Source organism: Corynebacterium sp. KPL1818 (genome assembly GCF_000478135.1).
GTDB classification, from domain to species: Bacteria; Actinomycetota; Actinomycetes; order Mycobacteriales; family Mycobacteriaceae; genus Corynebacterium; species Corynebacterium accolens.
Genome location: NZ_KI515758.1, coordinates 828,003 through 850,389 on the forward strand (window position 1 = coordinate 828,003; position 22,387 = coordinate 850,389).

23 protein-coding genes are annotated in these 22,387 nt (G+C 63.3%); 14 read left to right on the forward strand and 9 right to left on the reverse strand.

Annotation, left to right across the window (positions count from 1 at the left end):
* The first annotated feature begins 120 nt into the window (after positions 1 to 120).
* From HMPREF1261_RS03860 to HMPREF1261_RS03885, 6 genes are all read left to right on the forward strand, one after another.
* Entirely contained in the window at positions 121 to 1,797 is a 1,677-nt protein-coding gene (locus HMPREF1261_RS03860; protein ID WP_232207982.1) for a uroporphyrinogen-III synthase, read from the forward strand.
* A 29-nt stretch (positions 1,798 to 1,826) separates the two neighbouring features.
* Complete coding sequence (gene hemB, locus HMPREF1261_RS03865) at positions 1,827 to 2,810, forward strand: porphobilinogen synthase (RefSeq protein ID WP_023030047.1); 984 nt, start codon at positions 1,827 to 1,829, stop codon at positions 2,808 to 2,810.
* Between the two features lie 9 nt (positions 2,811 to 2,819).
* Entirely contained in the window at positions 2,820 to 3,905 is a 1,086-nt protein-coding gene (locus HMPREF1261_RS03870) for a proline-rich domain-containing protein (RefSeq protein ID WP_023030048.1), read from the forward strand.
* Positions 3,902 to 4,456, forward strand: a complete 555-nt coding sequence (locus HMPREF1261_RS03875; RefSeq protein WP_023030049.1) for a hypothetical protein — start codon at positions 3,902 to 3,904, stop codon at positions 4,454 to 4,456. The genes HMPREF1261_RS03870 and HMPREF1261_RS03875 overlap by 4 nt, the downstream gene beginning before the upstream one ends.
* 183 nt (positions 4,457 to 4,639) lie before the next feature.
* The gene (gene hemE / locus HMPREF1261_RS03880; protein WP_023030050.1) at positions 4,640 to 5,674 is read left to right on the forward strand and encodes a uroporphyrinogen decarboxylase; all 1,035 of its coding nucleotides are present in this window, start codon (positions 4,640 to 4,642) and stop codon (positions 5,672 to 5,674) included.
* The gene (locus HMPREF1261_RS03885; protein WP_023030051.1) at positions 5,675 to 7,057 is read left to right on the forward strand and encodes a protoporphyrinogen oxidase; all 1,383 of its coding nucleotides are present in this window, start codon (positions 5,675 to 5,677) and stop codon (positions 7,055 to 7,057) included.
* Positions 7,058 to 7,461: 404 nt separating this feature from the next.
* On the opposite strand, the gene HMPREF1261_RS03890 is transcribed toward HMPREF1261_RS03885, so the two are convergent.
* Together HMPREF1261_RS03890 and HMPREF1261_RS03895 are read right to left on the reverse strand one after the other, a co-directional pair.
* On the reverse strand, positions 7,462 to 8,508 hold the full coding sequence (locus tag HMPREF1261_RS03890; RefSeq protein WP_023030052.1) for an HNH endonuclease signature motif containing protein: 1,047 nt from the start codon (positions 8,506 to 8,508) through the stop codon (positions 7,462 to 7,464).
* 115 nt (positions 8,509 to 8,623) lie between these two features.
* Entirely contained in the window at positions 8,624 to 9,463 is an 840-nt protein-coding gene (locus HMPREF1261_RS03895) for an NAD(P)-dependent oxidoreductase (protein WP_034657900.1), read from the reverse strand.
* Positions 9,464 to 9,599: 136 nt separating this feature from the next.
* Between HMPREF1261_RS03895 and hemL the strand changes: the two genes are divergently transcribed.
* The 7 genes from hemL (at position 9,600) to HMPREF1261_RS03930 (ending at position 16,062) form a co-directional block, all read left to right on the forward strand.
* Entirely contained in the window at positions 9,600 to 10,910 is a 1,311-nt protein-coding gene (gene hemL / locus HMPREF1261_RS03900) for a glutamate-1-semialdehyde 2,1-aminomutase (RefSeq protein WP_023030054.1), read from the forward strand.
* A gap of 36 nt (positions 10,911 to 10,946) precedes the next feature.
* Complete coding sequence (locus HMPREF1261_RS03905; RefSeq protein ID WP_023016663.1) at positions 10,947 to 11,555, forward strand: histidine phosphatase family protein; 609 nt, start codon at positions 10,947 to 10,949, stop codon at positions 11,553 to 11,555.
* Positions 11,555 to 12,172 carry a TlpA disulfide reductase family protein gene (locus HMPREF1261_RS03910; RefSeq protein ID WP_023030055.1) on the forward strand — a complete coding sequence of 206 codons (618 nt, stop codon included), beginning with the start codon at positions 11,555 to 11,557 and terminating at the stop codon, positions 12,170 to 12,172. Before HMPREF1261_RS03905 ends, HMPREF1261_RS03910 begins: the two co-directional genes overlap by 1 nt.
* The gene (locus HMPREF1261_RS03915; protein WP_023030056.1) at positions 12,173 to 12,976 is read left to right on the forward strand and encodes a cytochrome c biogenesis CcdA family protein; all 804 of its coding nucleotides are present in this window, start codon (positions 12,173 to 12,175) and stop codon (positions 12,974 to 12,976) included.
* A gap of 7 nt (positions 12,977 to 12,983) precedes the next feature.
* The gene (locus tag HMPREF1261_RS03920; RefSeq protein ID WP_023030057.1) at positions 12,984 to 14,615 is read left to right on the forward strand and encodes a cytochrome c biogenesis protein ResB; all 1,632 of its coding nucleotides are present in this window, start codon (positions 12,984 to 12,986) and stop codon (positions 14,613 to 14,615) included.
* 82 nt (positions 14,616 to 14,697) lie between these two features.
* The gene (gene ccsB / locus HMPREF1261_RS03925; protein WP_023030058.1) at positions 14,698 to 15,804 is read left to right on the forward strand and encodes a c-type cytochrome biogenesis protein CcsB; all 1,107 of its coding nucleotides are present in this window, start codon (positions 14,698 to 14,700) and stop codon (positions 15,802 to 15,804) included.
* A complete protein-coding gene (locus HMPREF1261_RS03930; RefSeq protein ID WP_023016668.1) occupies positions 15,805 to 16,062 on the forward strand; it encodes a helix-turn-helix domain-containing protein in 258 nt (85 codons plus the stop codon).
* On the opposite strand, the gene HMPREF1261_RS03935 is transcribed toward HMPREF1261_RS03930, so the two are convergent.
* On the reverse strand, positions 16,059 to 16,334 hold the full coding sequence (locus tag HMPREF1261_RS03935) for a hypothetical protein (RefSeq protein WP_005276761.1): 276 nt from the start codon (positions 16,332 to 16,334) through the stop codon (positions 16,059 to 16,061). The two genes, HMPREF1261_RS03930 and HMPREF1261_RS03935, sit on opposite strands and share 4 nt — an antisense overlap.
* A gap of 38 nt (positions 16,335 to 16,372) precedes the next feature.
* Between HMPREF1261_RS03935 and HMPREF1261_RS03940 the strand changes: the two genes are divergently transcribed.
* The gene (locus HMPREF1261_RS03940) at positions 16,373 to 16,696 is read left to right on the forward strand and encodes a DUF4229 domain-containing protein (protein ID WP_023025118.1); all 324 of its coding nucleotides are present in this window, start codon (positions 16,373 to 16,375) and stop codon (positions 16,694 to 16,696) included.
* A gap of 21 nt (positions 16,697 to 16,717) precedes the next feature.
* Here the strand turns inward: HMPREF1261_RS03940 and HMPREF1261_RS03945 are convergent, their stop codons facing one another.
* The 6 genes from HMPREF1261_RS03945 to HMPREF1261_RS03965 form a co-directional block, all read right to left on the reverse strand.
* Positions 16,718 to 17,623, reverse strand: a complete 906-nt coding sequence (locus tag HMPREF1261_RS03945) for a 1,4-dihydroxy-2-naphthoate polyprenyltransferase (RefSeq protein ID WP_023028229.1) — start codon at positions 17,621 to 17,623, stop codon at positions 16,718 to 16,720.
* A gap of 73 nt (positions 17,624 to 17,696) precedes the next feature.
* Positions 17,697 to 18,833 (reverse strand): o-succinylbenzoate--CoA ligase, encoded by a 1,137-nt coding sequence (gene menE, locus HMPREF1261_RS03950; RefSeq protein ID WP_034657904.1) that lies wholly within the window; start codon positions 18,831 to 18,833, stop codon positions 17,697 to 17,699.
* Positions 18,834 to 18,899: 66 nt separating this feature from the next.
* Positions 18,900 to 19,040 carry a hypothetical protein gene (locus HMPREF1261_RS12855; protein WP_023028231.1) on the reverse strand — a complete coding sequence of 47 codons (141 nt, stop codon included), beginning with the start codon at positions 19,038 to 19,040 and terminating at the stop codon, positions 18,900 to 18,902.
* A 15-nt stretch (positions 19,041 to 19,055) separates the two neighbouring features.
* Positions 19,056 to 20,024: a 1,4-dihydroxy-2-naphthoyl-CoA synthase gene (locus tag HMPREF1261_RS03955; protein WP_034658040.1), complete on the reverse strand. Its 969-nt coding sequence runs from the start codon at positions 20,022 to 20,024 to the stop codon at positions 19,056 to 19,058.
* Between the two features lie 301 nt (positions 20,025 to 20,325).
* Positions 20,326 to 20,787 carry a DIP1984 family protein gene (locus HMPREF1261_RS03960; protein ID WP_023028233.1) on the reverse strand — a complete coding sequence of 154 codons (462 nt, stop codon included), beginning with the start codon at positions 20,785 to 20,787 and terminating at the stop codon, positions 20,326 to 20,328.
* Positions 20,788 to 21,282: 495 nt separating this feature from the next.
* Positions 21,283 to 22,377 (reverse strand): HigA family addiction module antitoxin, encoded by a 1,095-nt coding sequence (locus HMPREF1261_RS03965; RefSeq protein ID WP_023028234.1) that lies wholly within the window; start codon positions 22,375 to 22,377, stop codon positions 21,283 to 21,285.
* Positions 22,378 to 22,387: the final 10 nt, after the last annotated feature.

Genomic DNA, 22,387 nt, shown 5'->3' on the forward strand with positions numbered 1-22,387 from the left:
ACGTCGCGCCTGGGATTTTGGCCGTTATGACCTTGATACCCACCGACGGCGCGGGGAGAAACACTGCAGGCGATCATGTCCGTGTGCGGTGCCGCGGGCCCAGATCTAGAAAAGAACTTTATGAGCAATGCTGTGTCAGACACCCAGTTGGGCAAGATCGTCTTCGTGGGCGCTGGTCCGGGAAACCCAGACCTGCTGACCGTCCGCGCCCGCGAAGTTCTGGCCAATAACGCTATCGCCGTGGCCGATCCGCAGGTCATGCAGGGCGTACGCGATGCCGTCGCCACCGCGCTGCCCGTCCCGCAAGAGCTGTTGGATGCCGCGGAAGAGGAATACGCGCAGATGTGCGCCGATGCCAAGGCCAAGGGCGCGCGCCGCAAGCCGCCCCGCCCACCGGCGCCAACCGCCGCGGTGGTCTACGGACCGGGCGAGGACATCGTAAGCCAGCTGCGCGAGTGCCTTGCCGAGGCCGATGGCGAGGACGTCATCCGCCTCGTGACCGGCAACCCGCTCAACCGCGAATCCATCAAAGCCGAGATCAACGCCGTGGCCTCCGCAGGCCTGGAATTCCAGGTCGTGCCGGGCATGTCCCTGCCCTCAACCGTGCCGTCTTTTGCCGGGCTAGCCCTGGGTTCGACGTACACCGAGGCCGATGTCACCGATGGTGCCGACTGGGACGCGCTCGCCAATGCCACCCAGCCCATCGTTTTGCAGGCCACCAAGGATGACCTCGCGGAGATTTCCACCGAGCTGCAGCAGCGCGGCATGCCGGCGGAAACCGAGGCTTTCGTGACCGTCCACGGCACCACGCGCCTGCAGCGCACGTACGAGACGACGCTGGGGACCATCGCCAAGCTGGACGCGGACCTGTCCGGCCCGCTGGTGGTCACGCTCGGCCGCAGCATCGATGACCGCACCAAGTACTCGTGGTGGGAAAACCGCCCTCTCTACGGCTGGCGCGTGCTGGTGCCGCGCACCAAGGAACAGGCCGGGCCCATGTCCGCGCGCCTGGCAGGCTACGGCGCCATCCCGCAAAACGTGCCGACGATTTCCATTGAGCCGCCCCGCAACCCGGCGCAGATGGACCGCGCCATCAAGGGCATCGTCGAGGGCCGCTACAAGTGGATCGTCTTTACCTCCGTCAACGCCGTGACCGCCGTGTGGGATAAGATTTCCCAGCTCGGCCTGGACGCCCGCGATTTCGCCGGCGTGCACCTTGCCGCCGTAGGCACCAAGACCGCCGATGCCATCCGCGCCAAGGGCATGGTGCCGGAGCTTTTGCCGCACAAGAAGAAGCAAAACGCCGAGGGCCTGCTCGAGGTCTTTCCCAATTACGTCGAGGACATCGACGCCGTGAGCCGCGTGCTCCTGCCGCGCACCGATATCGCTGCCGATACGCTTGTCGATGGCCTCCAGGCCCTCCAGTGGGACGTCGATGACGTCGTGGCCTACCGCACCGTGCGCGCCGCCCCGCCCTCGGCAGAAATCCGCGACATGATCAAGACCGGCGGCTTCGACGCCGTGGCCTTTACCTCCGGATCCACCGTGCGCAACCTGGTGGGCATCGCCGGCAAGCCGCACCAGCGGACGATCATTGCGTGCATCGGGCCATCGGCAAGCGCGGCCGCAGAAGAGCTGGGTCTGCGCGTCGATGTCGTGCCGGATGTTGCGGACGTGCCCGCGCTTGTCGATGCCCTCGCCAGCCACGTCGCCGCCCTCCGCGCCGCCGGTAACCTGCCTGCGCCCCGCAAGAAGCGTCGCGCGCGCAAGAAGACTACTAAGGTCGAGAAGGCGTAAGTTTTTAGTCTCGCTCTAAGGAGTACCCAATGAGCTCTTTTCCTGCCCGCCGCCCCCGCCGACTGCGCTCCACGCCGCAGATGCGCAACCTCGTCGCCGAAACCACGCTGCGCCCATCGGACTTAATTCTGCCGATGTTTATCGCAGACGGTCTCGATGAGCCGAATGAGATTTCCTCCATGCCCGGCGTGTACCAGCACACCTTTGACTCGCTGCGCCGCGCGACCGAAGAGGCCCTCGAGGCCGGCGTTACCTGCGTGGACCTCTTCGGCGTTCCGCTGGAAAAGGACAAGGACGCCACCGGCTCCGTGGCCTGGAATCCCGACGGCATTTTGAACCGCGGCATTGCCGCCCTGCGCGAGGAATTTGGCGATGACCTCATCATCATGGCCGATACCTGCCTCGACGAGTTCACCTCGCACGGGCACTGCGGCGTCCTCGATGACCAGGGCCGCGTGCTTAACGATGAATCCGTCCAGCTCTACCAAAAGATGGCCCGCTCCCAGGCCGAAGCCGGCGCGCAGATCATTTCGCCGTCTGGCATGATGGACGGCCAGGTTGCCGCCATCCGCGCCGACCTCGATGAAGCCGGGCGCGATGACGTCTCCATCATGGCCTACTCCGCGAAGTACGCCTCCGCCTTCTTCGGCCCCTTCCGCGAGGCCGTCGGCTCTTCCCTCGAGGGCGACCGCCGCACCTACCAGCAGGACCCGCGCAACTTCCGCGAATCCCTGCTGGAGGCCGAGCTCGATATCGAGGAAGGCGCCGACTTCGTGATGGTCAAGCCGGGCTTGCCGTATTTGGATGTCTTGTCCGCAATCGCGGAGACCTCCTCGGTGCCCGTCTCCGTGTACCAGGTCTCCGGTGAGTACGCGATGATCAAGGCCGGCGCCGCAAACGGTTGGGTCGATGGCGAGGCCATCATGCTCGAGTCTCTTACCGCCTTCAAGCGTGCCGGTGCCGACCAGATCCTGACGTACTTCGCCACCGAAGCCGCACGCCTGCTCAAGTAAAGGATTTTTGTGACACAGCCTTCTTCTCGTCCGTCGCCGCACCCCGAGTCGCCGGAGCCGGGCAACCCAGGCCCACAGCCAGGCGATCCGCGGCCGCAGCACGGTCAACAGGAGCCGCAGCCGGGTGCTCCAGGGGCACAGCCCGGAGATCCGCACGGCCAGCAGGGGCAACAACCCGGAACCCCGGGGCCGCAGCGCGATAAGCAGCGTGAGCCTCAACGAGAATCGCGGCCCAAGCCGCAGCCCGGCAAACCGCGCGGCCAGCAGGAGCCACAGTCGGGCAAACCGCAGAACCAGCGAAACCAGCGCGGCCAGCACGGGAAGCCGAGCCCGAATCAAACTGGCGGTGGCCGGCAGGGCGGCAAGGACGCGAAGGGCGGTTCCAAGCGCCCCGAGACCGTGGTCTACATGTTGTGGCTATGGCTGGGCGTCGTCGTCGGCGAGACCGTCCACCAGATCCTCAACGTGGTGCTGACCCTGCTCAACCACGATGTGCTCATGGCACAGGCCAAGCAGATGGTCGAAAGCACCTCGGGTGGCGAGGACGGCGAAGAGGTATCGGATTCCTTTATTGAAATGGCTGCCTATGGATCGGTGGCGCTGTCGGCAGCCATTGCCATCGGCGTGCTGGTGCTGCTGCTGTTTTTGCTGAAGTCGCTGGCAGAGCCATCAAAACGCGCGGGCACCTCGCGCCGCATCTGGTTCGCCTTTTCCATTTACTTCGGTTTCCGCATCCTTCTGACCTTCATGGTCACGCCCGCGGGTGCCGACGTCCCCGACTGGCTCTTCGCCGCCGACGGCATGGTGCAAATCCTGGTCGGCGTCGCCGCCGTACTGGGTCTCATCTTCTCCATTAAGCCCGACACCCTTGACTACACCGGCGAGCTCGAGCAAATGCGCGAGCTGGAAAAGGAACTCGAGCAGGCGCGCCGCGATAAAGAACGCGAGAAGCGCGAAAAGCAGGAAGCCAAGGAGAAGGGCGTCAAAGAGAAGGACGCCAAGCAAAAGGACCCCAAGGGTAAAGGCGGTCGCAATCAGTCTCCGCGGAATTACGGCTCCCAAAACAGGGGCGATGACGACAGGGTCAACCGATGACCAGCATGTTCCCCGGCCACGGCCGGCGCGATGATGGTCAAAGCGACGGTCCTGCGGATAAGAATCAACGCCCAGGGCCCCGCGACTATAACCGCCCCGTACAGAACATCACCCAGGAACAAGACTTGTCCGTGTGGCCGCGCCCGCTCCAGTGGGCGTATTGGGTTCTCGTTGTTGCCGCCGTCATCATGCTGGTCAGTGGCATGGTCGGCATCTTCGGCGGAGGCGGCGAGCAGATGGATCCCTCGGATTCGCGCGTCGCCGAGTACGTGCGGTCGAACCGCCTATTCGTCGCGGTGTTTAATATCATAGGCGCAATCATTCTGGCGCTCTTTTCCGCGCAACTCGCCAATGGATCGAAGTGGGCGCGCCGCATTATTTCCGTTGTCATTGCGATTGCCCTCTTCTTCAATATCGCAGCCCTGGCGCTTGGTATCGGCGGGCTTGGCTTATTGGTTATCGCCGTGACGCTGCTTATCGCGGTGGTTCTGCTCTTCCGGCCCCAGTCCAATCGGTTTATCGCCCACCGCAGCCTCCACGGGCGGGGCTGACGGGCGCTGATCGCAGGGCTAGCGCTCGCCTCACGCGAGGTTAGTGCGCAGCTGGCCTACGGCTGACGGACGCTGAACGCAGGGCTAGCGCGCAAGCCGAGGCGCCATTGACACGCATGAAGCGCGCGGGCAAAGGCGCGGCAAATTAGCCCCTGCTCCAACTTTTGATTCATAATGAGGGGTATGTCTCGACTTAACCGCGCCCCCATTATCGACGCCGCCCTCGGCCGCACTCCCTCCCGCCCGCCGGTGTGGTTGATGCGACAAGCTGGTCGCTCCCTGCCGGAGTACCGCGCCGCCCGCGAGGGCATCAGCATGCTGGACTCTTGCTTCATGCCGGAACTCCTGGCAGAAATCACCCTGCAGCCGGTGCGCCGCCACGACGTGGACGCGGCCATCCTCTTTTCCGATATCGTGGTCCCACTCAAGGCCGCCGGCGTCAACGTTGACATCGTGCCCGGCCGCGGGCCGGTGATGGAGAAGGCGGTGAGGGAGAAGGGGGACATCGGCAAGCTGCCTATTCTGGAAGCTGACGTGCCTGAAGTCGCCCAAGGCATTGCGGGAATCCTCGACGAGCTGACCGAGACCCAAGCGCTTATCGGTTTCGTCGGCGCGCCATTTACCCTGGCGAGCTACCTCATCGAGGGCGGGCCATCAAAGAATCACGAGCGGACCAAGGCGCTCATGCACGCCGAGCCCGAGACATGGCATATGCTCATGCGCCGGCTCGTGCCCACGATTATCAACTACCTGCAGGTGCAGGTCGATGCCGGCATTGACGCCATGCAGCTTTTCGATTCCTGGGCCGGCTACCTCAACGAGCGCGACTACCGCGAGTTCGTGCTGCCCTATTCGCAGGAAATCCTGGCCAGCGTCGACATCCCGCGCATCCACTTCGGCGTGGGCACCGGGGAGCTGCTACAGGCGATGTCCGAAGCCGGCTCCGAGGTCATGGGCGTGGACTACCGCGTGGCCATGGACACCGCCGCGCAGCGCGTGAATTCGCGCGTGCTGCAGGGCAACCTCGACCCAGCGCTGCTTTTTGCCGGCGACGATGCCGTGCGCCAGGCCGTGCGCACCATCCGCGGCGAGGTCGAGCGCGCCCAGCAGCGCGGCGATATCGACACCCATATCTGGAACCTTGGGCACGGGGTGCTGCCCACTACCGACGCGGAGGCCATCACCCGCGCCGTATCCATCATTCACGAGGAGGGCTAAATGCGTATTGCCATCATCGGTGCCGGCCTCGCCGGCCTTACCGCTGCCTACGAACTGCGCGATCACGATGTCGAGGTTTTCGAGGCCGCCGGGCGCATTGGCGGCAAGCTGTATTCCGTGCCGTTTAATGACGGCCCCACCGACATGGGTGCCGAGGCTTTCCTCGCCCGTCGGCGCGATGCCGTGGAGTTCTTCCACTCCCTCGGCCTTGCCGGGAGTTTAGTTGACCCGTCAGGTTTGCGCTCGCTGGTCTACAGCGGGGAGCTCAAGGCCCTGCCGCAGGGCGGGGTGATGGGCATTCCGTCGCATTCCGCGCCGGTTGCGCACCTGGTTTCGGAAGAGACGGCGCGGCGCATCGATAACGAGCAGCCTTTCGAGTGGACCGTGGGCGGCGACGTCTCGGTTGGTGAGTTGGTGCGTCAACAATACGGCGGGGACCTGGTGGACCGCGTGGTTTCTGCGCTGTTGGGCGGGGTGTACTCATGCACCGCCGATGACCTTGGCCTCCGCGCCACCATCCCCACGCTTGCCGATGCCCTCGATACCCTCGCCGCCTCCGGCCCCGTCACCCTCTCTGCGGCCGTGCGCTCCCTTGAGAAAGCCCGTGCAGATAACCCCAGCGCCGGCGGGCCCGTTTTCCAGACCTTCCGCGGCGGCTACGCCGAACTCTATGAGACCCTGGCGGAAAAATCCGGCGCGAAGATTTTCGTTGACACGTTCATTTCTGGCATCTCGCGCGAGGGCGATAAGTTCCGCCTCACCGGCGCGCCGGGCGATACCGCGACCTTCGACCGCGTGTTGGTAGCTACCCCGGCGCCGACCGCCGCGCGCCTGCTGCCCAAGGTGGCGCCGGATGCGGCGACGCGGTTGAAGGGGGTGAAGCTGGCGGCATCGGCAGTCGTGGGCCTCAAATTCGAATCCGACACCGATCCCTCCGGCACCGCGCTGCCACAAAACTCCGGCATCCTCGTAGCCACCGACCAAGATGACGTGCACGCAAAGGCGTTTACGTTGTCGTCGCGCAAATGGCCCCACCTGGCAGAGCGCGGCGGGGCGCTGGTGCGCGCCTCGTTCGGCCGGTTCGGCGACGACGCCATCGTCCGCGCCGAAGAAGACGACCTCGTGGACTACGCCCTCGATGACCTGCAACACCTGACTGGCTTCGACGGCCGCGCGGCTGGCGTTGCCGAAATCTTCACCCAGCGTTGGTTCGGTGGCCTGCCGCGCTTTGATGCCACCCACCTCGACACCGTAGCCGCCGTGCGCGATGCCTTGTCCCAATCCCCAGGCGTCGACGCCACGGGTGCCTGGGCCGGCGGCGTGGGCGTGCCCGCGGTCATCGCAGATGCGCGCGCTGCTGCCGCACGCATCTCTAGCAGCTAGCTCGCGTGGCTGGGACCCGCATCTAGCATCAGAAGCTGGCCTCGGCTGCAACTGGCGTCGGTTGCAGCTAGCGAAGTCGGTGGCTGACGCTGCCGGTAGTTAAGAATCGCCGGCGGTCCCGCGCCTGTACCGCGACGCGGTCCGGAGCTGGAGCGAATCGGTTTTGGGCATGCCTAAACAGGCAGCAGGGCTACTGCTGCCTGAACAGGCGCTTGCGGCTGATTCCGCGCGTGCGGAAACCTGACATGCGCACAGATAATTGGCATGTGCGAGGAGCTGTCCCTCGGCTGGGAATGGCAGCGGGCCCTGGGCGCTAGGTTCCAGTGCTGAGAACCGGTGTTAGGAACCAGCGCTACGGGGCAGTGCCGAAAGTCCGTGCTGGGGGCCTATGCTAGGCGCTAGCACTAGGTTCCGGCGCTGGGGCCGGGCACGGCATCGGGCACGGTGTCGGCCCAGGGCGGTTGCCACACCACCCGCCCGCGTCTGCGGGCGAGGCGACCACGGCGAGGTGGGGCATTCGGGTCATCGTCGTTGACGCCGTTGTGATATGAGCAGCAGGCCGCAAGGTTGGCCATATTGGTATCGCCACCGTGCTGCCAGGCTTCGAGGTGGTGGATTTGGCACTTATCCGCGGGATAATTGCATCGCGGCCACGGGCAGACGGGATTTTCGGCGGCGGCCATGAGCCGCTGCTTCTCGTTTGCCATGCGCTCGGTGCGGTAGAGGTTTACCGCGCCTTCGAAGGGATGCACGAGGGTGATAAGGCCACGCTCGGAAAGCGTGCGCGCGACCAATTCGGCGCCGGTAAGCCGCGCACCATTGGTGAGTTGGATGGTGATTTCCTCGCCGTCACCGTCGATGATGCGGTCGAGATCGTCGAGCGTGATGATCGCATTGGTCGTTACCGTCGGCCGCGGGGCGGCGGCGCCGGAGCCGGAGAAAAGCCCCGCGACGGAATCTAAAGGCGCATCCTCGTCCAAGTTGGATTCTAAGTCAGCGATGAGGGCAGACGGCCCGGTAATCGCGAGCGTCCACGGCGCGTCTTTGCGGCGGCGAATGCGCACGCCAGGGCGCGGCGGGGTGGGCGGATTAATCTCGCGCAGCTTCTTGCGCGCGAGTTTTTCCATCTCATCGGTATCCGCGGCGGTGCGGCAAAGCTCCACCCGCAGCTGCCACGCCTGGCGCTTGGTCTTGGCGCGCGTGGCGTAGCGCTCGATGACCTCGAGTGTTGGCAGCGCGTGGGCGCGTTCGCGGGCGGCGGCCACGGCGCGGCGTTGTTGGCGGGAAAAGGAGGTGGGGGAGAAGAAGGCATCGGCAAGCGTGAGCAGCGTGCGCGCAGTCCGGTTCGGCGCACCGGCCGCGCGCAGCTCGCGGGCGGACATGCCAGTGCACCCGGCGACGATGTCGATGCCGGGCGCTAAAGCCGCGAGGTATGCCTGAAGTGCTGTCATGCCCCGCAGCTTAAGGTGATAGCGCAACTAAAGCGCGGCGCGCGAGCGCAGCCTGTGGATAACTCGCCCGAAAAGCGCTAAAAGGCCGCGGTTCGTTGACGCGACATGTGAATAACTAGCCCTTATTGCGGAAAACGAAGATGGACGAGAAGTCCTGATTCCCGTGGCCCATGTCCTGCATCTCGGCGAAGCGCTCGATGGCAGCAGTTACGGCGGGCAGGGGCTTATCGGAGGTCTTCTCCATGAGCTTGGCGTCCTTGGCCAGGGCGTCGACGGTGAAATCGCCGGGGTCGGTATTGCGCTCGCCGGTGATGAACGGGCCTTTCATATTGGACATAAACGACAGGCCGGTGATATCGAGCATCTGCAAGATGACCTCGGAATCGAGCCCCTCGGATTCGCCGAGCTGCAGGGCCTCGAGCAGGCCTTCGGCGGTCACGGCCAGGGCAAGGTTGGCCAGCAGCTTGCCGATGGCCGCCGTCGCCGCCGTTTCCACCCCAATCAGCTTCTCTTCGCCGGCCCAGGCCTCGGCAAGGCCGAGGGCGACCTCGCGGCGGTCATCGTCCGGCGTGCCAACATAAACGCCCAGGTTGCCCTCGCGCGCCGGGCCCAGCGAGCCCACGACGGGGGAGTGGACGTAGGAGTCGACGGCGGCGGCGAATTCGCGGGCATCGTCAGGCGAAACCGTCGTGGTGTCGATCCAGGTAATGCCCTCGGGGATAAGCTGCGGCTCGATGATCACCTCGCGGATCTGGTCGGGGCCGAAGAGGGAGGTGATGATGACCTCGGCACCCTCGATGGCCGCGGCGGGGGTATCGGCGCGCGCCGCGCCCTCGTCCACGAGCGGTTGTGCGCGCTCGGTGGTGCGGTTCCACACCGTGAGCTCGTGCTCAGATAGTAGGTGGCGGGCAAGCTCAGTGCCCATGCGTCCAGTTCCTAAGAATGCAATCTTCATACCTCCCCAGTGTGCCATCTCAGCGGGAATGCCGTTTTCTATGACGTATCACGGAACCTCAGGGAACGTTGGAGGGTTGCTGTGAATTCCATCGACATGCACAGTCAAACTTTTGTATGTCGCGCGAGTCGCTAGAATGACAGACATGCCTAATACTTCCCAGTCGCAACAGTGGTTCGAGCGTTCCTCCAAAGTGATCCCGGGCGGGGTGAACTCGCCGGTGCGCGCTTTCGGCTCCGTGGGCGGCCAGGCCCGCGTGATCGAGCGGGGCGCAGGATCGCGCCTGTGGGATGTCGACGGCAATGAGTACGTCGACCTCGTAAGCTCCTACGGCCCGATGATCCACGGCAATGCGCACCCGGAAATCGTCGAGGCCGTGCAGCGGGCTGCCACCGGTGGGCTGAGCTTTGGCACGCCGACGGAGGGTGAGGCGCTGCTGGCGGAGGAAATCGTCAAGCGCACGGCGGCCGATAAGGTGCGCATGGTCAACTCCGGCACGGAGGCTACGATGTCGGCGGTGCGCCTGGCTCGCGGCTATACGGACCGCGCGAAGGTGCTGAAGTTTGAGGGGTGCTACCACGGGCACGTGGATGCGCTGTTGGCATCGGCGGGCTCGGGCGTGGCGACGTTCGGCCTGCCGGATTCGCCGGGCGTTACGGGTGCGACGGCGAAGGACACCATCGTCGTTCCTTATAACGACCTGGATGCGGTGCGCGAGGCCTTCGCGGAGAACGAGGGCCAGATTGCCTGCATCATTGCGGAGGCTTCTGCCGGCAATATGGGCACCGTGGCCCCGAATGAGGGCTTCAACGCGGCGCTGAAGGAAATCGCGCATGCCGATGGCGCCCTGCTCATCCTCGACGAGGTCATGACCGGCTTCCGCACCTCGTATAAGGGCTGGTACGGCGTCGATGGCGTGGCGGCGGACCTGGTGACCTTTGGCAAGGTGGTTTCCGGTGGCTTGCCGGCCGCGGCCTTTGGCGGTCGCGCCGAGGTCATGGACTACCTGGCACCGGATGGTCCGGTCTACCAGGCGGGCACCTTGTCCGGTAACCCTGTGGCGATGGCTTCGGGCCTGAAGTCGCTGCAGCTTGCCGATGAATCCCTCTACCCCCGCCTGCAAGAAAAGGCCGACCAGCTTGGCGCGATGATTTCCTCCGCGCTGGAGGCCGAGGGCGTGGCGCACCACATTCAGCGCGCGGCATCCATGTTCTCCATTCGCTTTGCAGAGGGCGAGGGCCGCAACTTCGCGGACATGCAGGCAGCGGAGAACTTCCGCTTTGCCCCGTTCTTCCACGCGCTGCTTGAAAACGGCATCTACGTGGCACCGAGCGCGTTCGAGACCTGGTTCGTCTCTGATGCTCTTGGCGATGCCGACTTCGAGCGCATCGATGCCGCCCTCAAGCCCGCCGCGAAGGCCGCGGCTGCAGCGCGTCCCGCACAATAAGGCCTGCGCAACAAGGCCTACTCAACAAGGAGAGACATGACACGCACCATCGTTCACCTCGTGCGCCATGGCGAGGTACACAACCCAGGAAAGATCCTGTACGGGCGCATCCCGGGCTACCACCTATCCTCGCGCGGGCATTCCATGGCCGCGCGGACGGCGGAAAGCTTCCGCGATCATGATGTGACCTATTTGGCGGCCTCGCCGCTGCAGCGCGCGCAGGAAACGGCGCGGCCGATTGCGCAGGTAACGGGGCTAAATGTGGACGTCGATAAGACGCTCATTGAGTCCGGTAACCAATTCGAAGGCCTGCGCACCAAGGGCCTGCGCTCGGCACTGTGGAATCCGCGGCACTGGCCCAAGATGGTCAACCCGCTGGAGCCGTCGTGGGGCGAGGCTTATGAGGGCATCGCCGAGCGCATGCTCGGGGCGGTCGACCGCGCGCATACTGCGGCGGAGGGGCACGAGGCCGTGCTGGTGAGCCACCAGCTGCCCATCGTGATGGTGCAGCGCACGGTGCTGGGCCAGCGCCTGCCGCATGCGCCGTGGAATCGCGAGTGCGCGCTGGCTTCGGTAACCTCGCTGCTTTTTGAGGATAACCAGGTCACCGATATCTTCTACTCCGCGCCGGCGCAGGAGATTTAATGGCACGCACACGCACCCGTGCGGCAACGCGCGTTGTGGCAGCCGCGCTTTCTGCAACCGCCCTGACCTTGACCGCCTGCACGCAGGACGCCGAAAACGCCCAAAATGCGGTGGCTACCGGCGGCGAGTTTGAATTCATCTCCCCGGGCGGGGAGAGGGAAATCCACTACGAGGAAGCCGATAGGAAACCGCTGCGCAGCTTCAGCGGCGCCGATGTCCGCGATACGGATAAGACCATTTCCTTGGATGACTACGAGGGCGAAGTCGTGGTCTTGAACTCCTGGGGACAGTGGTGCGCGCCGTGCCGCGCCGAGGCCGATGACTTGCAGGCGGTACACGCCGAACTGCAAGACCGCGACTTGGGTACGGTCTTAGGCATTAACGTGCGCGACTATAACCCGCAGGTCTCCAATGACTTCTTGGACGATAACGGCTTGGAGTACCCCTCCATCTATGACCCGCCGTTTAAGACGGCCGCGGCGCTCGGCGGCGTGCCTACGTCCGTGGTGCCGACCACGATCGTCTTGGATAAACAGCACCGTCCGGCTACCGTTTTCTTGCGGTCCATCACTACCGATGACGTGATGGAAGTTGTGGATAAGTTAGAAAAGGAATAAATGGATTACGCAGCAAATATCGGCGGTCAGTTTGCCGAAGCTGCCACCTCCGGCCCGTTGATCCTCGGCATCCTTGCTGCGGCTCTGGCGGGGCTTGTGAGCTTTGCCAGCCCCTGCGTCATCCCGCTGGTGCCCGGCTATATCTCTTACCTTGCCAGCGTTGTTGGCGGTGAGGTGAACTATGACGAGAAGTTGGGGGTGGGCGTCGGCAAGCGCAGGCAATGGGCCGTCGTGCTGGCGGCAGCGCTTTTTATTTTGGGCTTTACCGTGGTCTTTGTGCTGGCGACGGTCTCGGTCTTTGGCGCGATTTCCGCGCTCACGCTCAACGCCGATACGCTGATGCGCGTGGGCGGTGGCATCACCATCTTGATGGGCGTGGTTTTCCTGGGTGCGATTCCGGCGCTGCAGAAAGACACCCGCCTGGCGCCGAAGCGCTGGACCACCTGGCTGGGCGCGCCGCTTTTGGGCGGCGTGTTCGCGCTGGGCTGGACGCCGTGCCTGGGACCCACGCTGGCGGCGATTGTGTCCATTTCCGCCGGCACCGAAGGCGTGACCGCAGCCCGCGGCGCCCTGCTCATCGTGGGCTATTGCCTGGGCCTTGGCCTGCCGTTCCTGCTGGTGGCGCTGGGGTCCGCGCGGGCGATGCGCACCATTTCGTGGGCACGCAAGCACTCGCGCACCATTCAGATCATCGGCGGCGTGGCGATGATCCTCGTGGGCGTTGCCCTGATTACCGGCCTGTGGGGCGAGTTTATTTCCTATATCCAGAAATGGACCTTGGACTACGGCGCAACCCTCATTTAGGAGAAACGTGAAATATATCCGCAAAGCCTGGCGCTGGCTTACCAGCATGCGCACCGCGCTGGCCCTGCTTTTCCTGCTGGCGCTCGCCGCCATCCCCGGCTCCCTCTTGCCGCAGCGCGATCTGAACGAGCAGAACGTGCAGGAGTTCATCGAATCCAATGGCACCGTAGCGGAAATCTACGATAAGCTGCAGCTTTTTGATGTCTTTTCCTCCATCTGGTTCCAAGCCATCTTCCTGCTGTTGGCGGTCTCGCTCATTGGCTGCATCATTCCGCGCTCCATCGATCACTACAAGGCGTGGCGCACACAACCCACGCGCGCGCCGAAGTACCTCCACCGCTTGCCGCTGAGCGCCGAGGGGCATTCGGATAAGAGCGAGGAAGAACTCAGCGCGGAGATCCACAAGCGCCTGAAAAGGTGGCGCGTGGCCGAGTACGCCCCGGAGAAGGATCGCGCCGGGGTGCACGCCTTTTCCGCTGAGCGCGGCTACGGCCGCGAGCTGGCCAACCTCATTTTCCACGTCGCGCTGGTGGCGATCCTGGTCACCGTGGCCGCCGGGCGCCTGGTCAACTACGAGGGCCAGGTCATCGTGGTGACGGAGTCCGGCTCGCAGGGCGGCAATACCTCGCTGGAGCAGTCCACGGAGTTTTGTAATACTTCTACCTCGAACTTTGACTCCTTCCGGGCAGGGCCGCTTTTCGATGGCACTGGGCTCCACCCCTTCTGCATGACCGCGCACGACTTCACCGCGAAGTACCTGCCCAATGGCCAGGCGGAGATGTTTACCTCCAATGTCTCTTATGCGGAAGGCGACGATATTTATAAGGATCCTTCCGAATGGAAGGACTACGAGCTCAAGGTCAACCACCCGCTGCGCCTGGCGCAAAACCGCGTCTACTTGCAGGGCCACGGCTATGCGCCGACGGTGACCGTGGAGTGGCCGGATGGTGAAAAGCGCACGCAGACCATCCAATTCCAGCCCACTGACACGACCTTCTTCCTGTCCTCGGGCGTGCTGCGCTTTGACCCGCCTGCGGGCATGTACCCGGATCTTTTCGAGCGCCGCCAAAACCAGCTGGCCATCCAGGGCCTCTTCGCCCCGACGGCCGAGTGGAGCGGTGAGAACGGTAAGCTTTTGCAGTCCTCCCACCCAGGCCTGAATGATCCGGCGCTGGCGGTCGATATTTACCGCGGCGATGCTGGCCTCGATACCGGTACGCCGCAGTCGCTCTTCTCGCTGGACACAAGCCTCGTACACTCGGGCCAGCTGCAAAAGATCGACCGCGTGAACCTGAGCCAGGGCGATGACGTCACGCTTGACGATGGCACCAAGATCACCTTCAACGGCGCCAATGAGTTTGCTAATTACCAGGTCTCCTATGACCCATTCCAGAAGTGGGTGCTGGCATCCGCGCTGATCATGTTGGTATCCCTGGTGGCCTCATTGATGATTAAGCGCCGCCGCGTCTATATTCGCCTGCGGCCGGATTCCGCCGGCGGCACCACCATCGAGATGGGTGGTCTCGCCCGCACCGACCGCGCCGGCTGGTCCGAGGAATTCCACGAGCTGCACCGCGCGCTCTTGGAGCTTCCGGATCCAGATGAGGTGGAAGAAGACAAACTCTATACTGATGATTAATCCAACTATAGTTGGATCCCGCTGTGTGCATGAGTAAGGTATTCAGCATTATCCCGCACGTGTGAAGGCTAGGTGGACTCCCTTGCAGATCGATCAGAATCTGTCGAACTTCTCGGATCTCGCGGTGCAGACCGCATTCGTGGTGTACTGCGTCGCGCTATTTATGTCGCTGTTGTACTACGGCCGCATTCGCAGCCTCATCGAGGCGCGCCGCGTGGGTCGCTCGGAGGCGTCCAAGGTATTGGTCGGCGCAGGGGCCGAGGCTGGCGCCGCGGCCGGGACCGCCACCGGGGCTGGCACCGGCACAGACGCGGCCACCGGCTCTGACGCCGCCACTGGCACGGGCGCAGCAGCTGCCAGCACCGATTACGAGGCTGAGGCGTCGTCTGCGGCCGCCACCTCGAGCGAGGAAAAAGTCGCGGAGAAGGAACGCAAGCTGGATAAGCTCGGCGGAATGACCACCTCGCTGATGTGGGTTGGCATTGCTTTGCACGCCGCGGCAATCGTCCTGCGCGGGCTGGCCACGGGCCGTTTCCCGTTTGGCAACCTCTACGAATACGTATTGATGGTGTGCTTCGGCGTGCTGCTGGTGGGAAATATCGCCATGCAGCGCAAGGAATGGCGCACGGTCTGGCCGTGGATCCTTACCCCGGTGCTGGCGCTGATGTTTTACGGTTCCACCAAGCTTTATGCGGATTCCGCACCGGTGGTGCCGGCGCTGCAATCGCACTGGCTGCCCATTCACGTCACGGTGGTGTCCTTGGGCGCGTCCATCGGCATCGTGTCCGGCATCGCCTCGCTTTTGAGCCTGTTGCGCCTGTGGCAGCCAAAGGACGCCGAACGCGGCTTCTTTGGCGCGCTGGCTTATCCGCTGCCGTCCGCGGCAAAGATTGACCGCCTGGCATACCGCTTGGGCGTTATCACCCTGCCCACCTTGGGCCTAGGCATCATCTTGGGCGCCATTTGGGCAGAATCCGCGTGGGGCCGGCCTTGGGGCTGGGACCCGAAGGAAACCGTGTCTTTTGCCACTTGGATCCTCTATGCGGCCTACCTGCACGCCCGTGCGACCCCGGCCTTCCGCAAGGCCGCGCCGTGGATCAACGTCCTAGCGATGGCGGTGATGGTATTCAACCTCTTCTTTATCAATATGGTGGTCTCCGGCCTACACTCCTATGCGGGGCTGAACTAAATGGCCACCAACCATAGCCCGCGCAATAAGCAGGGAAAGCCCGCCGGCGATAACGAGCTCATCCTGGGCTTGGGCGCGCAGATTGCGCAGCGGCGGCGGGAGTTGGGCATCGTCCAGCAGCAGCTTGCCGATGCCGCCCAAGTCTCCCGCTCCACCCTCCACACCATCGAACACGGTGGGGCAGGCGTGCGGTGGGAAAAGGTTACCGCCGTGGCAGAAGCGCTGGGACTTGAGATGCGGTTCGTGCCAAAGGATTAATCCTGGTTGTCGTCCTGGCCCTTTGAATCACCGTTGCCGTCGGCGTCGCGAGTGCGGCGCTGGCGGCGTTTTTCTTCCTCGGCCTCCTGCTTGCGGCGCTGCTTGAAGCGCTCCTTTTCCAGGTTCCACAGGAACTCCTCGTCATCATCGGGGCCCTTGATGGAACGCGGTTGTTCTTCAACCTGGCGGGACTTCCAGGATGATGGCCCAAAGGCCTTCCACACCAGGTAGGCGGCGAGGACAAAAAGCAGTAGGAGGATTAGTCGACCCATGCGGATTATTCTACCTGTACGGCGTACAATCGACCCCCATGACGCACAACCCTGAGCCACCAAAACCGGACCCCGAACTGCGCCGTCGCTCCCGCAAGGCGCTATGGAAATACGGGCTCGCGCGCGTGGTGCTTTTTATCGCGCTCACCGCGGTCATTGAGCTGCTGGCGGTAGCGATTGATTTCCCCATCCCCGTCCTCGTGGCAGCGCTCTTGGCGCTCTTTGTCGCCCTGCCGCTATCGATGCTGATTTTTAAAAATTGGCGCATCGAGGCCACACAGACGTTGGCGGAATACTCCGCGCAACGCAAGGCGCACAAGCGTTGGGTGCAGGCCGAATTGGAAGGCCGCGCGGAGGCCTAGGCGCAGAAGCTTAGCCTTGGACTAGACCAGGGCGACGGCGATGGCCTCGATCACGGCCCAGATGAGCATGGCGCGCCCGGTCAGCCCCAGCACGGGGATGAGCTCGGCTCCGGTGGCGCCGCGGTTGACGGTGCGTACCGCGCGGAGTGCAAACGGGAAGTAGACCAGGCCGGCCAGCGCGAGCCAGCTGCCGAAGGCAACCGCGATGGTGAGCACGAAGGGCAAGAGCAGCAGGCCGGTAAAGAGCAGGCGGGCGTTTTTAGTGCCCAGCCGCACCGCGAGGGTGATCTTGCCGGCCTCGGCATCGGAGGGAATATCGCGGATATTATTGACCAGGTTCACCCCGGAGCTCATGGCGCCGATGCCGATGGCGAGTGCCAGGCCAGTCCAGGAAATGCGGCCGGCTTGGGTAAATTCAGTGCCGAGCACGGCGACGAGGCCGAAGAATATAAAGACGGCGACCTCGCCCAGGCCGCGGTAGCCGTAGGGGTTCTTGCCGCCGGTATAAAACCACGCACCAGCGATGCACAGCGCACCGATGATAATGAGCCACCAGGCACCAGCGGCCAGAGACAGGATGATTCCGGCCAGGCCGGCGACGGCGAAGCAGCCAAAGGCGGCGTATTTCACGTGGCGCGGTTGTGCAAGCCCGCTGCCGGTCAGCCGCTGCGGACCGGTGCGGTCATCATCGGTGCCGCGGATGCCATCGGAATAGTCGTTGGCAAAGTTCACGCCGATGATTAGCGCCCACGCCACGATGAGTGCGAGCAGCGCGCGGCCGATATGCCCGCTATTAATGCCGAAGGCCGCGCCCGTACCTGCGATTACGGGTGCGAAGGCATTGGCCCACGTATGCGGGCGAGCGCCATTGATCCAATCCTGTGCGGTAGCGGAATAATTACCGGCTGATGAAGTCATAGCCACCATTGTGCCACTGCGTAGTGGGCGTACAGCAATCAGGAAGTCAGGGCCGGAGTCGAGGCTGGGGCCTGCGGTGGGGCTATGCGTTAAAGAGGGCGGCGACGGCCTGGCGGTCAACCTTGCCAGGACCGGTGGTGGGAAATTCCGCGAGGCGCTTTAGATCTTTTGGTAGCTGCCAGCGGGGGAGTTCGGCGTCTTCGAGGGCTTCGAAGATATCGCCAAGCTCGGCATTACCGGTATAGGCGGCCACGATGGCCTGGCCTAGACGCGGGTGCGGGATGCCGAGGACGCACGCCTCGTCAACCCCCGGCACCCGGAGGATCTCACGTTCCAAGACCTCTGGGTGCAGCTTCAACCCACCGGAGTCGATGACATTATCGAGGCGTCCGGTGACGGTGAGGATGCCATCTTCGATGACGCCGGCATCGGAAGTGGCAAACCACCCGTTTCCGGGAAATGCCTCGTGGCTTGGGGCATTGCGGTAGCCCCGCGCGATGGTGGGCCCGCCGAGTAAGATGCGGCCGTCCTGGACGCGGGCCGTCGTACCGGGCAGTGGGCGGCCATCGTAGACGCAGCCGCCGGCGGTCTCGGAGGAACCGTAGGTGGTGGTGATAGTGATGCCCTGGTCCGCGGCCGCGGCGTGCAGGCGCGGGTGGATGGCGGCACCGCCCACCAAGATGGCATCGAAACTCTGGAGCGCATCGATGCCCTCCTGCGAGTCCATGGCCTTGGCCAGCTGCAGCGGGGTGAGCGCAGTGTAGGTGCGGTCGCCAGTGCGGGAAAGCTCCGCGGCGGCGCGGGCGAAGGCAGAGATATTAAAGCCCGCGCTGAGATCGAGGCAGAGCGGATCCACCCCGGCCACAAGGGATCGGACGAGGACTTGGATGCCGGCGATATGGTGGGCGGGCATCGCCAAGAGCCATTGCCCAGGGCCACCGAGGACCTGGTGGGTGGCATCGGCGCTGGCCACCAGGTTGGCCGGCGTTAGCTGCGCGCCCTTTGGGGTGCCGGTGGACCCGGAGGTGGAGACCACGAGCGCGATGTCCTCTGCGATGGGCTCGCCGGCGCGTTGGGAATTGCGCAGGAGGGTGGCGCGGGTGGCATCGGCAAGCGGCAGCGGCAAAAAGCAGGACCTACCGGCAATGGCGGATTCGAGGTCCGGCAGGATGGCCGCGGGATCGTGCGGGTCGACGGGCAAGGGGGCGAGGATAGTCACGGCACTAGATCTTAAGGCCACAGCGGGACAAACCCCGGTTGCGGCCGGGGTGAGTCGATGCAGGAATCAGCGGTACGTGTCCTCCTGATCAAAGGGCCGCTCGTTATTGGCCTCGGCCTCTTTAATGCGGCGCAGCATCCACACGCGGGAGCCGAGAACGCCCGCGACGGCGAGGACCGCGAGCAGGATACAGAATGCGATGAGCACGGTGCGGGGCACTCCTTAGTAGTAGTAAGGGAACTCGTCCCAGTTGGGCTCGCGCTTGTCCAAGAAAGACTGCTTGCCCTCGACGGCCTCATCGGTCATATAGGCCAGGCGGGTGGCCTCGCCGGCGAAGACCTGCTGGCCCATCAGGCCATCATCGGTGAGGTTGAACGCGAATTTCAGCATGCGCTGGGCGGTGGGGGACTTCATGTTGATCTCCTGGCCCATGCGGATGGCGGCGTCCTCGAGCTCGCCGTGGTCTGCGACCTCATTGACCGCGCCCATCTCATACATGCGCTGGGCATCGTAGGTGCGGCCCAAAAAGAAGATCTCGCGGGCGAATTTCTGGCCCACCATCTTGGCCAGGTAGGCCGAGCCATAGCCCGCATCGAAGGATCCAACGTCCGCGTCCGTCTGCTTAAAGCGTGCCTCCTGGCGGGAGGCCACGGTCATGTCGCAGACCACGTGCAGCGAGTGCCCACCGCCGGCGGCCCATCCATTGACCACGGCGATAACCACCTTGGGCATGGTGCGGATGAGGCGCTGGACCTCCAGGATGTGCAGGCGGCCGCCTTCGACCTTGGCCCGGGCCTCATCGACGCTGGACTCATCCGCCGTGGCATCATCGTGGGCGTGCTCGGTGGCATAGCGATACCCCGAGCGCCCACGAATGCGCTGGTCACCGCCGGAACAAAACGCCCAACCCCCATCTTTTTGCGATGGGCCATTGCCGGTAAGCAAGATCGTGCCCACATCCGGCGTGCGGCGGGCGTGATCCAAGGTACGGTACAGCTCATCCACGGTGTGCGGCCGGAAGGCATTGCGCACCTCTGGCCTGTCGATGGCGATGCGCACGATGCCATTCTTGCGCCCGTCTGCCGCCAGGCGGTGATAGGTGACGTCCGTGAGATCCCCAAAGCCCTCAACCGGGCGCCACAATTCCTCGCGGAATGGATTATCGGTGCTGTATTTCTTCTGCTCGCTCATAGCGCCCAGCATAGTGGGCGCGAAAAAGTTTAGTCCCCATTCCCAACCCTCACCTCTACGCACTGCCCAGCATGCTGGTAATGATCGATACTCAATAACTGCGAGGGGTTACCCGCAATGTACCCGTGTACCCTGTGCCGGCGCGGTCATCAATACGGTGGGAAGACTCGAACTTCCTCAACCCTTTAACGCCAAAGGGTGCCTAGATGTCCTCGAATTTCCCCTCGAAGGCGGGGGCATACTCGCTGCAAGTGCGTAAAGGCTACCGCCACGCGCGCGGCGTGGCATGACTAAAGCTTCGCTATGAAGTTATCAGTTCCGTATTCCAGTTCAACTGCTGGATGCGGGTATCAAGCTCCCGGTACTGCTTGGACAGGTCATCGACCCGCTTGCGCAGCTCTGCTACCGGCAGCGTGGCCACGAATTTAATCTCCGCGCGGGAGTAGCGGTCTTGGCGCGCGCCCGCGGCCTGGGCGAGGTCGTGGTAGATGCGGCGGGTGCGCACGAGGCCATCGCGAAGCGCAAGTGCCTGCATCAAGTTCTTCTCGCCATCAAAATCGGTGGCCACGTTCGTGGCATTGATGGCCTGCACGAGCTTATCGATGCGCCCGGTAATGCCCTCCAACTCGCGCAAAAGCTCGGCCGGATCCTCGTCCGGGGTATCGCCCTCCTGCACGCGGACGACGGAGAGCAGGCGCTCGCGCAGCTCATTGAGCCGTTCCTGCGCCTGCGCGCGCTCTGCTAATGCTTCTGCCAGTAACATGGTTCCTCCTTCGGGGTAGGTAGGAACCAACGTAGCCGGGGTGGGGGCTGGGGTCAATGGTTTCTAAGGATGAAAGATGCTTTTATCCACTACTTATTAGATCTTTTTGGCTGGGGTTCAGTTCTCATTACCCCTGATAGACTTCGGTTCCCCTGCCCCCTAGGGGCGGTAAGTTTTTAGAGAAACAACCTCCCTGCAAAGCGGCTATGCCTGGAGAACATTGTGGTTGCTCGGCAGGGAATTCCTCACGTTAGCTCACTAGCTGCAGATAGTCGGTAATGAGGTAACGTCCGCGGCGTGCATAGTACTTCTTGTGGGGTGGGTTCCCACCCCTTGGCCCGAATACGACTGTTTCAAAACGTAGTGAAGAAAATCTTGGGCATCGGAGTCGTCAGCAAACCGTATCCTTTCCACAATGAGTGCATCGCTTCCATTTCTTTCAGTGTCCGATAGGCAAACGTCTTGCTGGTGGGTGAACGAAGTTTACAATCTCAGTCAGGCTGGGAGGGGTGATTTCCAGCTTTCAAGCTGAGCGATGACGGTGGGAGCGTTGCGCACGAGAGTGGTTTTCCACGACAGGTTACCCTCTTTTTGAAGCCTTCCAATCAGGGCGATGGGATGAACCCCTAAGTGGCCGGCTTGTTCTTTAATCCAGGATGAGTGCACACGATCAGGAACCGCCGGTAAAGGGCTAGAGATCACGAGTTCGCTGGCCAGCTGGTCTGCCTCGGCTTCATTATTGGCACTGTCATCTGATAGGTCATCGAGGATGACCTCGCCATTATCGACAAGGTGACCCAATAATATGTGGGCTGTCTCATGCAGGATGGTAAATAGTATCTTATCGAGCCGTTTCCCTCGTCCCGATATGCCAATCACGGGGTGTCCGTCGATCATCATGGCGCAGCCGTCGAGTTTTGCTCCCGGAAAAGCCTCCACATAAACAAGTTTCACCCCCGCCTCGGCGAACAGAGTCTGGAACTCAGCAAACGCCTGCGGGTCACATGCTCTACTCGACAGCGTCCGGGCGAGGTCTTCTAGTGCCTTACGGGAGTAGGGGACAGCGTCGAGAACGCTGGCAGTTGCTCTAACGCAAGCCGCCCACGCTTCCTGCAAAACGGTGACATTTTCCTCGCGGTTACTACGGCGGGCGGCGAAGCTTATTCCCAAGGGATCTTCAAAGGATTTCTTGCCAAATAAGTTCAGCACCTCGCATGCCTGACTTTGTACGTCGGTGGCGGTGATGTATCCCCGCTTGACGAGCAGAGAGACGGGGGCTAACTCTCGTAACTGTGCGCGGGTTTTCACGGCGTTGAGGTTGTCCTGCGTACGGTCGTCCTGGGACTGCTTCCATAGCAGGTAGGAGTCCTGGACGTTAAGCCAGAATTCCGCGGAGGTGCCCAGGGCGGCGCCGATCTGGGCTGCGGATTCGCGCGTGATCTCCTTTTTTCCGGAAATAATCTCCGAGACAAACTGTGCCGGACGTCCGAGTACCTCGGCAAAGTCGGCCTGGGTCCAGTCGCGTGCGTCCAGCTCGTCAGCGAGGATCTCTCCGGCCGGGAATAGCTCCGCAGCAATTGAAGTATTCATGAGTTCACCT

Bases quoted from the DNA above. Each gene is read 5' to 3' on its own strand.
- HMPREF1261_RS03860 (WP_232207982.1), top strand. From the start codon at position 121: ATGAGCAATGCTGTGTCAGACACCCAGTTGGGCAAGATCGTCTTCGTG.
- hemB (WP_023030047.1), top strand. From the start codon at position 1,827: ATGAGCTCTTTTCCTGCCCGCCGCCCCCGCCGACTGCGCTCCACGCCG.
- HMPREF1261_RS03875 (WP_023030049.1), top strand. From the start codon at position 3,902: ATGACCAGCATGTTCCCCGGCCACGGCCGGCGCGATGATGGTCAAAGC.
- hemE (WP_023030050.1), top strand. From the start codon at position 4,640: ATGTCTCGACTTAACCGCGCCCCCATTATCGACGCCGCCCTCGGCCGC.
- HMPREF1261_RS03885 (WP_023030051.1), top strand. From the start codon at position 5,675: ATGCGTATTGCCATCATCGGTGCCGGCCTCGCCGGCCTTACCGCTGCC.
- HMPREF1261_RS03890 (WP_023030052.1), bottom strand. From the start codon at position 8,508: ATGACAGCACTTCAGGCATACCTCGCGGCTTTAGCGCCCGGCATCGAC.
- HMPREF1261_RS03895 (WP_034657900.1), bottom strand. From the start codon at position 9,463: ATGAAGATTGCATTCTTAGGAACTGGACGCATGGGCACTGAGCTTGCC.
- hemL (WP_023030054.1), top strand. From the start codon at position 9,600: ATGACAGACATGCCTAATACTTCCCAGTCGCAACAGTGGTTCGAGCGT.
- HMPREF1261_RS03905 (WP_023016663.1), top strand. From the start codon at position 10,947: ATGACACGCACCATCGTTCACCTCGTGCGCCATGGCGAGGTACACAAC.
- HMPREF1261_RS03910 (WP_023030055.1), top strand. From the start codon at position 11,555: ATGGCACGCACACGCACCCGTGCGGCAACGCGCGTTGTGGCAGCCGCG.
- HMPREF1261_RS03915 (WP_023030056.1), top strand. From the start codon at position 12,173: ATGGATTACGCAGCAAATATCGGCGGTCAGTTTGCCGAAGCTGCCACC.
- HMPREF1261_RS03930 (WP_023016668.1), top strand. From the start codon at position 15,805: ATGGCCACCAACCATAGCCCGCGCAATAAGCAGGGAAAGCCCGCCGGC.
- HMPREF1261_RS03935 (WP_005276761.1), bottom strand. From the start codon at position 16,334: ATGGGTCGACTAATCCTCCTACTGCTTTTTGTCCTCGCCGCCTACCTG.
- HMPREF1261_RS03940 (WP_023025118.1), top strand. From the start codon at position 16,373: ATGACGCACAACCCTGAGCCACCAAAACCGGACCCCGAACTGCGCCGT.
- HMPREF1261_RS03945 (WP_023028229.1), bottom strand. From the start codon at position 17,623: ATGGTGGCTATGACTTCATCAGCCGGTAATTATTCCGCTACCGCACAG.
- HMPREF1261_RS03955 (WP_034658040.1), bottom strand. From the start codon at position 20,024: ATGAGCGAGCAGAAGAAATACAGCACCGATAATCCATTCCGCGAGGAA.
- HMPREF1261_RS03960 (WP_023028233.1), bottom strand. From the start codon at position 20,787: ATGTTACTGGCAGAAGCATTAGCAGAGCGCGCGCAGGCGCAGGAACGG.
- HMPREF1261_RS03965 (WP_023028234.1), bottom strand. From the start codon at position 22,377: ATGAATACTTCAATTGCTGCGGAGCTATTCCCGGCCGGAGAGATCCTC.